Below are 12,942 nucleotides of genomic sequence, written 5' to 3' on the forward strand. Positions count from 1 at the left end.
AGCCATAAAAATGGCTGTCTCTTTGGGTTACTCTTTTATTCTTAATGAAGTTCCTTCACCGGCATATTCAATCGTTCTTTCAACAATTCAAACCACAGGTTATAGCCAACTCCATTGGGATGGACATTATCGTCCAACATTTCTTCAATTGAAAGATTTTGGACTTCCATTTTATTTTGCATCAAATGATAGGTATCAATAAATGGCCATTGTTGTGCTTTGACGTATTCAGCGATCTCATTATTGTATTGATCATAAGTTACTTTACCATCTTCCAAGAATACATCATTGTAAATAGTAGGATTTGCTGTTTGCAGTATAACTAAAGTATCGGGCAGCTCCTCACTGAAACGATCCATGATCCATTGAATATCTAGTTTTGTTTGATTGATATCATTCTGCGGATAGCGATTATTATTGATCAAACACAATTCAAAAATAATGATATCCGGATTATCTTTAATAACTGCCTCAATTTTTTCCCTTGAAATCAGATCAGCAGTACTATATCCGCTATACCCATGATTGATTACTTTAGCAATAATTCCATCCATCTCATTTAGACCAGCTTCCAGTAAATCACCCCACACAGGTTGATCTTCAGTAGCACCTTTCCCAAACGTTACACTGCTGCCTAGAACAGCGATTGTTACCTCGTCATCGCGTTCAGTCACAAACATCGCACGGTCTAACAAGCTTTCATTCCGATATGTATCTGATAATTTATAATTTTCATTCTTCTGAGCTAAAGTATGATTTTCTTTGGTAATATTAAAAAAGATAATAAAAATAGCCATTAACAAAATCACTATTCCAAATGTTGAATTCTTTTGATGTAGTTTCTTTTTTTGTTTCATAATCGAATCCTCCACCTTATTAATGAATGCAGTATACCATGATTTACTATCTTAAAATAAGGCAAATTTCCGACTCTTTAGATAGTTGTTTTTTTTAAACAATAGCCTACAACCCTAACTTATTTGCTTTTAAATGAAATTTCAGTTTGCTCATAGCACTGCATTTCCCTAAACGTACCAAAAAAACGCTCATTACATCAAATGCAATAACCGCTTTTTTTGGCTACTGAACTATTATTCTTAAATCTATAATTTCCCCACTAAAATAACCCTAAAAATTTAGCTTTTTTTATTGGTTGAGGTGTTGCAGTATAAATGGGTTCCCCGTTGATCAAGTCTTTAGTGACTTGATGGTATTCGGAAGCTTTTTCAGGACCGAACTCTTTTTCTAATTTTTGATAAGCCTCTTTCATATGAAAAGAACGTGAACCGACATTGTGTGCATCCGAAGCAATATAATGCACTAAATTTGCTTCAATCAATTGCTTACTGATTTTTTGGATCTCTTTGCCGAATCCTCCAGTGTAACTAGCAGCTGTTAGTTGCGCCAAAGCTCCTTTTTCAACAAACGATAACAATTTATTAGGATCTTTCAATATCGCATGATTCCGTTCTGGATGAACGATGATCGGTGTGATGCCCTCTCTTTGCATTTCAAAAAAGAGTGTTTCAGCATATTGAGGAATCGTTGGTGTCGGAAACTCAATTAAAATGTACTGGTTTCCTTCATCAATAAATTGGAGTTTATCTTCTTCAATATCTTCAAAAAATTCTCCATTGATGCGAACTTCTTGTCCAGGGAAAATAGTTAGTGGAATCCCTCTGGCATCTAGTTCTTGCTGCACTTCATCGACTAAGCTCAAAATATCTTGTTTTTCATTATCCCAATGTCCATTTTTATAATGGGGTGACGCTAAAATATGTGTGATTCCTTCGGCTACAGCTTCGCGCGCCATGTCCATAGAATCTTCCATATCTTTTGCCCCATCATCTATACCTGGTAAAATATGGCAATGTAAATCAATCATGTATTATTCTCCTTTAGTTTTGCTCACTTAAATTATAGCTCATTATAAATCAAACTTTTAAAAAAAACTAGATGGTCCAGTTCTTCTTATTTTTTTCTTAATAAAGAAGACTCTCTATAGAAAAGAAATCTCTAGGTTAACTTCTTAACTGTTTTTCAAAAAAATAGCCTCACATCTCTACAAACTAGTTGTAGAAACGTAAGGCTTCTTGCTGATTATAATTTAAGTAATTGCTATATAAAGGAATGCAGCGATAGCTCCACCAATCATTGGTGCTACTATTGGAATCCAAGAGTAACCCCAGTCAGAGTTTCCTTTGTTTGCGATAGGTAACAATTGATGCGCAATACGCGGACCTAAGTCACGTGCAGGGTTGATTGCGTACCCTGTTGATCCTCCAAGAGAAAGACCAATTGAAAGAATTAAGACCCCAACTACTAATGGGTTTAATCCATCAGTAAATGTGTTTTTACCAAACATCATAAGTGCAAATACCAATACGAATGTACCGATAACTTCTGACATTACGTTGCCAACAGTGTTACGAATAGCTGGACCTGTTGCAAAAGTACCTAAAATATTACCTTGGTCTTTTGTTTCTTTAAAGTGTGGCATATAAGTTAACCATACTAGAACAGCTCCCAAAATACCTCCAAGTACTTGTGCAATAATAAACGGCAATACTAATGCCCAATCAAAATTACCAATAATAGCCATACCAAGTGTTACAGCTGGGTTCAAATGTGCTGGTCCCATAGATCCTGCAACATATACTGCGATCGTTACGGCTGCTCCCCATCCAAGTGCAATGACAACCCATCCTGATGCTTCAGCTTTACTTTTTTTCAAGTTAACGGCAGCACATACTCCGTCTCCAAGCAACACTAGCATCATCGTTCCTAAGAACTCGCTGAAAATTTGTAACATATCTCCACTCATCTATTTCCATCTCCTTTTAATTTTTTTAAATCAGACTCTGCAATTGCAGTGTTTAATTTCACAGTGTGAGCAGCTTTTGCTTCATCTGTCCAGCCATAATAGCGGGCCATTTCAGCAATCACTGGTTCTATTATACCATCTAAAGTGTCGCGCATAAACAACATGTGATTTGTGCGACGGATTAAGAAGTCCGCTGGTGTTAACGCCATCTCTTCATCCATAGCATACCGTAAACTTGCGGTATCTGCCAATGTTAATCCTTCGATTTGTTCGATTTCATCAATTAAAGCAAATACTTTCGGCGCGTTTGACCCGTATAAGTGAGCAAGGTAAGTTGCTTCAGATTCAATCAAGCCTTTTTCAATACCTAATTGTGCTAATTTTTCGGTTTCTTCATCCACTTCTTGCGGGTTGATTTCTCCACCAGATACGGGGTATTTAGCAGAATCAATCAATTCGTAAGAGATGTTGAAGTTGTTTTCTAAGATTTCAATCACAGCCTTCATTGCGCCGATAGCCATCTTACGGTAGTCTGTCAACTTCCCACCCGCTACTGTAATCAAGCCATCTTCATCAATATCCAACGCACTTCCACGAGAAATCGCTGAAGGGTTATCTTCTGATTCTGAATTGCCTGTTTCGATGTTTTTCAATACGTCTTCTACAGTATAACGGTCAACTTTCCCTTTTTGGAATTGCTCGATCGTAGAAATCACTTTATCAAAACTTTCGTCTTTGATTGGTTTACTGTTCCCTCCGTTGTAGTCAGATCCGCCATTTGATGAAATCAACGGACGCAATCCTGCCCAACTTGATTCGATATCGTCAAGCTTAATATCAGCTGAAGGGTAACGGTTATTAACGACTTCTAATAAATAATCGACGTCTTCTTGGTCAACGGTTGGATGTGCAAAATCGCCTTTGTAATCTGTATCTGTTGTTCCAAAATATGTTTTTTCTTCACGAGGAATCACGAATACCATACGGCCATCATTTTTTCCTGTGTCGAAATAAGTTGGTTGTGGAACGTATAATTTCTTGCTGTCTACAACTAAGTGAACCCCTTTTGTAGGGCGCATTTGTGGTACAGCGTCTAATTTAGCATCCATTTGGCGAATCGTATCCGACCAAGGACCAGTTGAATTCAAGATAACTCGAGCTTTGATGTCAAATGTTTCACCCGTTAGCAAATCTTCTACTGTTGCTCCACTAGCTTTATTGTTTTCATCATGTAAGATATTGACAACTTTCATACGGCTGACCATGTGTCCGCCATCTGCAGCAGCACGTTTGATGTTCTCAATCACTAAACGAGCATCGTTGTTGCGGTAGTCCAAGTAAACTCCTGCACCTAATAAACCTTCACTTTTTAGTTGTGGTTCGCGTTCTAGAACTTCCTCTTTTGTTAATGTGTAATTCGCATATTTTGTTCCAGTAACACTAGCTAATTGATCGTATAGATCCATTGCTACTTTTAAAGAGAACATAGAGAACGTAGAACCAGGTTCGTCATAGATTGGCAAAATCATTGGGTCAGCTTTGGGAATGTGTGGTGCGATTCCTTGAACGACAGCACGTTCTTGAACCGTATCCGCTACAACTTCAACATCGAAGTTTTTCAAATAGCGCAATCCTCCGTGAACTAATTTCGTTGAGCGTGAAGAGGTTCCTTCAGCAAAGTCTTGCATCTCCACAAGCCCTGTTTTAAGACCAGAAGCGCTGGCTTGCAAAGCAGTCCCAGCACCTGTGATTCCTCCACCAATAATTAAAACGTCCAATGTTTCTTCTTTTAAAGCTTTAATATCTTGTTTTCTTCGTTCAATTGAAAAAACCATAAATCGTTTCCTCCTTTTAAGCTTCTGGTTTAAACACTTGTGTAGCTTTAACAGCTAATTTCCAGTTTTTGTATAATTTTTCGCGCTCTGCATCTGACATTTGTGGCTCGAAGATACCGCCTTCTTCGTACATGTCTTTGATTTCGTCCATACTTTCCCAGAATCCAACAGCTAAACCAGCTAAGTAAGCTGCACCTAAAGCAGTCGTTTCTAAGTTGTGTGCACGTTGGACTTTTGTGCCTAAGATATCTGCTTGGAATTGCAATAACCAGTCGTTATTTGCAGCTCCGCCATCTACTTTCAACAATGGAATATCAATACCTGCGTCTTTGTTCATTGTATCAATAACATCGCGTGATTGGTAAGCAATAGATTGTAAAGTTGCTTTAACAAAGTCTTCTTTAGTCGTTCCACGGTTCAACCCAAAGACAGATCCACGTGCATCTGAATCCCAGTAAGGTGCTCCAAGTCCAGTGAAGGCTGGTACCACAAATACTTCGTTGTCGTTTTTAGACGCTTTAGCAAGTGCTTCTGAGTCAGCTGAATTTTCAATCATTTTTAATCCGTCACGCAACCATTGGATTGAAGAACCGGATACAAAAATACTTCCTTCTAAAGCATAGTAAATTTTGCCATTGATTCCATACCCAATCGTTGTTAACAAATTATTTTCTGACAATTGTGGTTTTTCACCTGTATTCATGACGATAAATGAACCCGTACCGTAAGTGTTTTTCACCATTCCAGGTTCAAAAGCCATTTGACCAAATAAAGCAGCTTGTTGGTCTCCAGCCATTCCTGAGATAGGAATATTCGCTCCATAGAAATGGTAGTTCGTTGTGTTTCCGTAAACTTCTGAGTTGGACTTCACTTCTGGCATCATAACGCTTGGAATATTCAATAAGTCTAAGATTTCTTGATCCCATTCTAATTTATGAATATTGAATAACATTGTACGGCTGGCATTTGAATAATCCGTAACGAATGAATCTCCACCCGTTAATTTCCATACTAACCATGTGTCCACCGTTCCAAACATCAACTCACCTTTTTCAGCGCGTTCTTGTGCGCCTTCTACATGGTCAAGGATCCAGCGAATTTTAGTAGCTGAGAAATAAGAGTCAATAATCAATCCTGTTTTTTCATGAATCATTTCAGAATATCCATCTTCATTTAATTTAGAAGCAATCGGTGCTGATTGGCGTGATTGCCAAACAATCGCATTGTAAATCGGACGTCCTGTTTTTTTATCCCAGATAATCGTTGTTTCACGTTGGTTTGTGATCCCAATTGCAGCAATTTCTTCTGGTTTGACACCGGATTCAATAAATGCTCCAGCAATTACAGATTGTACTGAATTCCAGATTTCATTTGGATTGTGTTCTACCCAACCACTTTGTGGGAAAATTTGCGTAAACTCTTTTTGTGAGCTCCCAATCGTATTTGTTTTCTTATCGTAAATAATTGCTCTTGAACTTGTTGTTCCTTGATCGATAGCCATAATGTATTTTTTCTCTGTCATGTTAAATTTCCTCCTAAGCTTTTGCAAGCGATTTCTATTTCTTCATGTACTTATTGTAACCGTTTTTCTTAGTGAAAAAATGTCATCTTTTTTTGGCTTTTGCAATTTTTTGAGAGGTTTTTAAATTTTGTGCTTTTTGGATTGGTTGGATTAGGTCGAATAAACTTAGTAATTAAGAACCTTATCCAGTCTAAACTAACTAACTTATGGTCCTTAACAACAGGGTATGCACCTTACCTATCAGCCAAATTAACGAATAAAGTCCATAAACCCCTTTTTAAGTCCGCAACAATAGAAACATTCTATCGTTAAGGTTCATAAATCCATTTATTGAGATAATTTTACATTAGTTGCATTTCGGCTGCGCCCGAAATGATCTAATCAGTATGTAAAAGTCAATTTATAATAAACGAAATTACATTTGCAGGCACGAAAAACTAGAAAGTAATTTTTTGCGGATATTCATATAAAAAGGAGTGTGCAAAATAATGATTTATAAAAAACGTGAAAAGTCTGACAAGTTACTTATACTGGAGTATTTGAAAAATCGGATTAAGTTTTCTCAAGAAAGCTGCAATGAGTACCAGAACCAAGTAAAAGGTTATCAAGGTGAGTGTTACTTCGATACACTGACAACTGGACTAACATGTGATTGTCTCGTTTTGAATGATCTACCACTAGCAATCGGCAGCACTGACTTTCAAATTGATGCATTGATCATCACTGCTCAAGAAATTTTGCTTTATGAAATAAAAAATTATGGTGGGGAATATATATACAACGATGGATTTCTGGTATCTACCCTATCTGGGAACTCCTTCCATAGCCCTACAGAAAGAATCAATCGGCATACTTCATTGTTGCAAAGCTTATTAGAAACTCATCAAATGAAACTACCCATCAAACCTTTTGTAGCGTTTGTGCACCCTGAATTTATGTTATACGATGTAAAAAATATACAAAAAACTTTGGTACGTGCAACTTTCCCAAAGCATTTCAGAAATTTAACTGCACGGTTAGAAGCTCTTTCACCAAAACACTTTCTTCTCGCTAAAACATTATGCGAACTGTCTGCTCAAACAAAACCTTATTTAAATGGTGTGCCGGAATATACTTATAAGGAATGTAAAAAAGGCATCATTTGCTTAGAATGCGAGCAATTCATACCGGAGATTGAGCCTAGAAGTATATTCTGCACATGCAAAGCCTGCGGAAATAATGAACGAGTTTCAACTCTAATTTCAAGGCACGTGTTGGAGTATAAACGATTATTTCCAGATAGAAAACTGACGACAGCTGCCATCTATAATTGGTGCGGCGGTGTTTGTGCTGCAAGGAGGATTCGTTCTGTCTTGCAAAAAGACTATAAGGCAGCAAGTACAGGCAAGGGCTCCTATTATTTCTAAGCACAAATAACCATCCATAGTGAGCACATCACTTTTAGATGGTTATTTTTTTATTTAGGACGTTACGTACCGCAATTCATCATAAAAGGTAACGTTAAGGTATATAAAATGGATTTACCTACTATATGTTGAAGGGATTTTGAGAGATAAGGTGCCTAATCCTATTTTAAGGACCTTAAGTATCTTTATAACTTACACTTAAGGCAGACAAATACTTTTTTTCCAGCTTTTAAAGTATTTTAACTCTTACATTAGACATTTAACTGTTGCACAATTCTTTGGATATTTTCCATATCGAAGGATGACAAAATTTCAGAGAGGACATATACTTGGGCATCACCATAGCGGTCCTTTTGGGTCGGTTGCTCATTAGTAAGAATGAGATCGTACACTTTATTGGGCTGACAGGCTTCTACATGTATGCCGTTAATATGGCGCATATTTAGTATGAGCAGCTGATTCAGCGTTTCGGTATAAATGCTTTCCATTTTTAAATCAATCCCTATTTGTATAATGGTCGTCATCTTAAAGGAAATAATAGCCAGTAAACTAATGTATTTCAGCAGTTCCATTTTCACCAGACTATTTTCTTCTGCTTTATTGATCCCGAATTTATCTGTACTGATGGACAGTAAGGTATGTGCAAATGAAACCAAGTTCCTACCAGTAAACTGTTTCTCTTTGGATAGCATTTCTTCATAATCATAAACTTCGATATCGCCTTGGAAGAAATACAACTTTGTGTGAATATGAGAAAGATGATAATACATATCGCGCTCCACCATGTAAGGCAGTCTGCGAAACTTGTAATGAATAATAATGGTTTCCACGACGTACGTATCCAATGTCGCAATAGGTGCACGACGGTCACGCTCCAATGTGTACTCATGAAAATCGTGTTCATTCAGTATGGGGAAAGCCAGTAAAAAGGCAAAGTGCAGCATGGCTTCTTCTTCATCGACTTCAATCGAATAGCGGCTGAAGTACCGCAAGACCATAAGGCGGATTTTTTGGTGCAACGGATCTTCTAAATAGGGTTGCATTTGTTCACGCAAGTGTGTGTATTTCTTCTCTTTAAAATGGACACGGTTTTTACTAATGAGCATCCAAACATTGAGACGTTGTCTGTTTTCTGGTTCAATCGTGACGTGCAGAAAACTTTCCATAGCTTGCACCATTTGAGTGATTTGCTTATCAGAATGCGAAACGACAAGAGCTTCTTTTTCTTCGATATAGCTGTAAAATTGAAAGTAGAAATAGCGAATATTCAACTCTTCCCCATGCAATTTTCCATTACGGATCTTGATACCAAATTCTTTCAAATAGCTGTTCAATTCTTTAATTTTACGAAATAAAGATGAGTCGCTGATCATCAGCTGTTGTGCCAACTGAATAATTGAAAATTCTTGATGTTCAAATAAAAAACTGATCAGCTTCACTTTGACTGACTGGCTCAAATAGAGCTGATAAATTTGCTGCAAAGAAAATTCATCGCTCATGGTTAAGAAAATGTACTGTCCGTCATAGCTGACACTCACTTGATCTGCAAGCGATTGAATCCGGAACGAGATAGATTCCAAATCTTTATCAAGTGAAGCTTTAGCGACAGCCAAATAATCCAGCATTTCCACATAAGAAAGTTTTCCGCCATTCAACACGAGTTGTTTAAAAATCGTGACTTCTCTGACTTCATTTTTCTCAAGGAAGTGTTCAACTTTCATTTTCGTCATCCCTCACTTCTTGCCACGAATTAAAATTGGTGGCTGAAATCATTTGGGAATATGCGGGATGGAAGAAATAATCTTTTTGCTGCAAATCTTCCAAAGTTTGTTTCGTTTGAATAGCCAACGCCAATGTATTGATTTTTTCTAACATATTCGAAGTCGAAATCAGTTGAGCGCCAAGTAAGACATGGCTGATTTCATCGTATATCCATTTAATCGTTACAATATCAGAATCCAGCAGACTGGTTAAGCGCACTTCTTGACGATAAGCCTTAACCGTTTGACCCGTAAACAAACTTTCGGCTTCTGTTATGCCGGTGCTGGCAATGTAGTACTCAAATATGGAAGTTCCAATTGTGCGCAAGGAACCTTTGAAAGCCATCTCTGGTTGAATAAGATTAGCAGCCGCCACAACTCCTGTCCGGACGGCGTTATTCACGAGCGGAATGTACACCGTTTCGTCGTCTTCTCCAAAAGTCAGTTGGATGCAATCCCCAACGGCAAAGACATCTTCCACCGATGTACGCATATAGCGATCAACTGCAATCGTTTGATCCATGTGAAGCCTAATGTGTTCATCTAAAAAGTGCAAGTCCGGTCTCACATTCACACCTAAAATAACAGTATCACTCGTAACTGCTTCATTTCCAAATCGAATCGTTGCCTGTTGATCTACTTCAGCTTCAATAGAAGAAACTGTTTTGTTCAAACGCAAATCGATTCCCTTTTCCAGCATTTTCTGCTGCAACGGCTGAATCATGTCTTGATCAAAATACTTGAATAACACATAGTCCATGCTTTCAATCAACGTGACTTGCTTTTGCTGCTGGCTCAGCAAATCGGCTGCTTCTACTCCAACTTGGCCAGCTCCAATAATAGCTACACTTTGGCTAGCTTCAACTTTGGCTAGTGCAGCTTTGGCTTCATGATGCCGTTTGTACTTTAAGACACTTTCGCCACCACTGCCGCTTATTTTTTGCGACAGCTGGCTCGAACCCGTTGCAATAATCAACTTGTCATAAGTGATCGTCGCTTCTTTCTCATCGTATATATAGTCGACTGATTTATGTACCGTGTGGATCTTTTCAACAGACACTTCTAAATAGCAATGGATGTTTTGCTTTTCCAATTGTTCTTTCGTGATGAAGTAAGCTGCATCTAAGTCAGAAATTTTGTTTTCCCAGTACAAATGCAGTCCATTCGGAATGTAACCTAAAGTAGTCTGCTTTTCCAGCAAAATAATTTCTGCATCAGAATATTTTTTTCGTACTTCTAAAGCCGCTGCTACCCCAGCAAAAGAAGCTCCTATAATAACTACTTTCATGCTATTACTCCTCGTCAATGTGTTTTCAATTAGTATAACATATGAAAGGAAAATTTCATGCAGGCGGAAATTAACGGTTAGAAGGTCTTAAGTTTATTTTTGCCAAAAAAAATAGTACAGATTCCACTATTTAAGAGGTCTCAATACTATCAAGGTTTTTAAATTAAAATACATTCTTGGAACAGATTCTCCTCTTTATTAATTAAAATCTATTATCCTGAATAATTCATACTTCTAAAATTTGTGAGAATATTCGATAAAAGGAAGATTTCATAAGAAAAATAAACGTACCATCAATTGACTGTGAGTTTATAGAGAGACCAGCGAAATCAATATCTGTAATGACGTTTATCTTCTTCTATTTGGTCGTTATATCGCTTCAGCTCTTTGAAGTGTTCTTCATAAGTCTGTTGCTCATCCATTGCTTCATCGGCTTTATATTGTTCGACCAGCCGATTGTTTTCTGCATTTTCTTGTGCACTGTCTCTTCTTCTCAAATAATACAATCTATCTAATTAGAGAATCTATTAAAATAATCTTTATTTAAAAAGATTGCTTCTTTTAACTTATCGTCTATGCAGTCTAGTTCGTCATTATAATAATCATTCAGCTCATATTATGAAGCTGTTGAAATAATCGTAATATGGAGCTTGCGCACGAAGAGGATTTATCCCGCCTTTTTTTGGGAGTATTCCGAAATTTCCCAATTGGTAGTTGTTACATACACACATTCGTTTGTTTTCATCATCTGAAAGGTAGTTAAATTTTAGAAGTGGATTACAGTCAATTCTAAAAATTCAGAAAGCGAAAATTTTTTTCGTTTTTAATATAGTCTTCAAGAAACACAGTCATTCCTCTTAATAACTCCGCTAATTAGTAAATATTAGTTTTTACGGTAAATTTACTTGCTCTGGAATCGTAAGCCTGCTTCCCATATTGGAGTATCTAGAAACCATACCTTCTGTTGTTACTTTAAAATACCCTTCTATTTGAGTAAGGCTAGGATCTTTGGCATAAAAGTATACTTTATAATATTCAGTATCAATTATTTCTACTTCTGGATATTCAAGTTCCCAGCCAGTAGTCTCTTTAACATATTTATTTACATAGTCTAATACATGATCTTTTGTAACATATTGGGCTGTTTTATCGGAGTTAGAGCCATAATATCCTTCTTTCAACTTCTTGTGGGCTTGACTTATTCCAAAGTTGTTTAAATCTTCTGTAACTAGACCTTGATTATAAGCGTTTCCGTAGTAGTCGTACACGCCCCACATTATTTCGTAATATTTTTCTGCTGAAAGCCCGACTTCTTCAAGAAACTCGTCTGACAATGGTGCACTTCCACGCTGCTCTGGTGGCATTGGATTGCCTTTCAGTGAAAATTCATTATACGCATCTATATATTTTTGTACGTCCTCTGTGGAAATGATATCTCTAGCAACTTCTTCTTTATTAATATCTTTTGGAGAAATATTCTCTCGCTGAAAGAGTGCTGTATACCCAAAAGATTCTTTTGAATCATCACTACCATAATTTTCAGTCCAATGTACACTTATTGTTTCTTTTAAGGGGTTTACTGTATTTGGTGTAAGTCCCCAACCACCATATTTAATCACATTATTTTTCGGAGTAAAGGACAAATCTACAGTATTGGAATCGCTAGCAGTACGTAGCTGTTCATCTCTATCTTCTCTTTTTTGGAAAACCACTTTATATATTTCATTTCTAAATGTTAGTGAATCCCCTTCTAATATGATAGGTGTTGTATTTTCATCAAAATGTATTTTAGCTGAGATTTTATTCCCCTTTATAGTCAGAGTATCGTTTAGATCGTCAATAGTCCAATTATCTTCCATATCGCCATTTTTTGATTTTGCTACTTGTCTCCATTCACCAGAGAGATGCTCATAATCAAATTGAGTAATCTTCTCTAAATTCATTGGCTCACTTTTATTCTCTATTTTTTCTTTGAAAGAGGTCGTGTTTGAGGTCGTCGATTCTGTAATCTGTGAACTATTTGTACTCTTAGTGTTGTCGATAGTGTTTAAATTATCATGATTACTACAACCAAAAAAAAGGCTCAACGATAATAAACAAGAACCTAATAAACATATTTTTTTCAATATAATTCCTCCAATTTAGTAGAATAATTCAGATAAATTTTAAAAATAGCATTTTATGAATAGTAAGAATCATTCAGGTTATTATGTATATTATTTAGAACGAGAATTCAGTTCTTTTTTAACCTTTACTATGTAATTCACTTCTAAATTAAATCATTTGCATCTTCAAGATTTGAATTTT

10 protein-coding genes are annotated in these 12,942 nt (G+C 36.7%); 1 reads left to right on the forward strand and 9 read right to left on the reverse strand.

Annotation, left to right across the window (positions count from 1 at the left end):
* Positions 1-41: 41 nt before the first annotated feature.
* From BR65_RS04500 to glpK, 5 genes are all read right to left on the reverse strand, one after another.
* The gene (locus BR65_RS04500) at positions 42-857 is read right to left on the reverse strand and encodes an SGNH/GDSL hydrolase family protein (RefSeq protein WP_034536955.1); all 816 of its coding nucleotides are present in this window, start codon (positions 855-857) and stop codon (positions 42-44) included.
* Positions 858-1,117: 260 nt separating this feature from the next.
* Positions 1,118-1,885 (reverse strand): tyrosine-protein phosphatase, encoded by a 768-nt coding sequence (locus tag BR65_RS04505; RefSeq protein WP_034536957.1) that lies wholly within the window; start codon positions 1,883-1,885, stop codon positions 1,118-1,120.
* 222 nt (positions 1,886-2,107) lie between these two features.
* Positions 2,108-2,824, reverse strand: coding sequence for an MIP/aquaporin family protein (locus BR65_RS04510; RefSeq protein ID WP_034536961.1), 717 nt, complete (start codon positions 2,822-2,824; stop codon positions 2,108-2,110).
* On the reverse strand, positions 2,821-4,659 hold the full coding sequence (gene glpO / locus BR65_RS04515; RefSeq protein ID WP_034536962.1) for a type 1 glycerol-3-phosphate oxidase: 1,839 nt from the start codon (positions 4,657-4,659) through the stop codon (positions 2,821-2,823). Before glpO ends, BR65_RS04510 begins: the two co-directional genes overlap by 4 nt.
* Positions 4,660-4,675: 16 nt before the next feature.
* Positions 4,676-6,181: a glycerol kinase GlpK gene (gene glpK / locus BR65_RS04520; protein WP_034536964.1), complete on the reverse strand. Its 1,506-nt coding sequence runs from the start codon at positions 6,179-6,181 to the stop codon at positions 4,676-4,678.
* 488 nt (positions 6,182-6,669) lie between these two features.
* Between glpK and BR65_RS04525 the strand changes: the two genes are divergently transcribed.
* Positions 6,670-7,587, forward strand: a complete 918-nt coding sequence (locus BR65_RS04525) for a nuclease-related domain-containing protein (protein ID WP_034536965.1) — start codon at positions 6,670-6,672, stop codon at positions 7,585-7,587.
* 251 nt (positions 7,588-7,838) lie between these two features.
* Here BR65_RS04525 and BR65_RS04530 read toward each other — a convergent pair whose 3' ends face one another.
* The 4 genes from BR65_RS04530 to BR65_RS04540 form a co-directional block, all read right to left on the reverse strand.
* A complete protein-coding gene (locus BR65_RS04530) occupies positions 7,839-9,308 on the reverse strand; it encodes an AcpB/EbpR/MafR family transcriptional regulator (protein ID WP_034538612.1) in 1,470 nt (489 codons plus the stop codon).
* Positions 9,298-10,635, reverse strand: coding sequence for an FAD-dependent oxidoreductase (locus tag BR65_RS04535; protein WP_034536966.1), 1,338 nt, complete (start codon positions 10,633-10,635; stop codon positions 9,298-9,300). Before BR65_RS04535 ends, BR65_RS04530 begins: the two co-directional genes overlap by 11 nt.
* 329 nt (positions 10,636-10,964) lie before the next feature.
* Positions 10,965-11,132, reverse strand: coding sequence for a hypothetical protein (locus BR65_RS13810; protein ID WP_156098846.1), 168 nt, complete (start codon positions 11,130-11,132; stop codon positions 10,965-10,967).
* Between the two features lie 393 nt (positions 11,133-11,525).
* Positions 11,526-12,761, reverse strand: a complete 1,236-nt coding sequence (locus tag BR65_RS04540) for a hypothetical protein (RefSeq protein ID WP_034536971.1) — start codon at positions 12,759-12,761, stop codon at positions 11,526-11,528.
* Positions 12,762-12,942 lie beyond the last annotated feature (181 nt).

The organism is Carnobacterium inhibens subsp. inhibens DSM 13024 (genome assembly GCF_000746825.1).
Taxonomy (GTDB): domain Bacteria; phylum Bacillota; class Bacilli; order Lactobacillales; family Carnobacteriaceae; genus Carnobacterium_B; species Carnobacterium_B inhibens.

What these genes read in the sequence shown, in the direction of transcription:
- BR65_RS04500 (WP_034536955.1), bottom strand. Translation starts at nt 857, where the DNA reads ATGAAACAAAAAAAGAAACTACATCAAAAGAATTCAACATTTGGAATA.
- BR65_RS04505 (WP_034536957.1), bottom strand. Translation starts at nt 1,885, where the DNA reads ATGATTGATTTACATTGCCATATTTTACCAGGTATAGATGATGGGGCA.
- BR65_RS04510 (WP_034536961.1), bottom strand. Translation starts at nt 2,824, where the DNA reads ATGAGTGGAGATATGTTACAAATTTTCAGCGAGTTCTTAGGAACGATG.
- glpO (WP_034536962.1), bottom strand. Translation starts at nt 4,659, where the DNA reads ATGGTTTTTTCAATTGAACGAAGAAAACAAGATATTAAAGCTTTAAAA.
- glpK (WP_034536964.1), bottom strand. Translation starts at nt 6,181, where the DNA reads ATGACAGAGAAAAAATACATTATGGCTATCGATCAAGGAACAACAAGT.
- BR65_RS04525 (WP_034536965.1), top strand. Translation starts at nt 6,670, where the DNA reads ATGATTTATAAAAAACGTGAAAAGTCTGACAAGTTACTTATACTGGAG.
- BR65_RS04530 (WP_034538612.1), bottom strand. Translation starts at nt 9,308, where the DNA reads ATGAAAGTTGAACACTTCCTTGAGAAAAATGAAGTCAGAGAAGTCACG.
- BR65_RS04535 (WP_034536966.1), bottom strand. Translation starts at nt 10,635, where the DNA reads ATGAAAGTAGTTATTATAGGAGCTTCTTTTGCTGGGGTAGCAGCGGCT.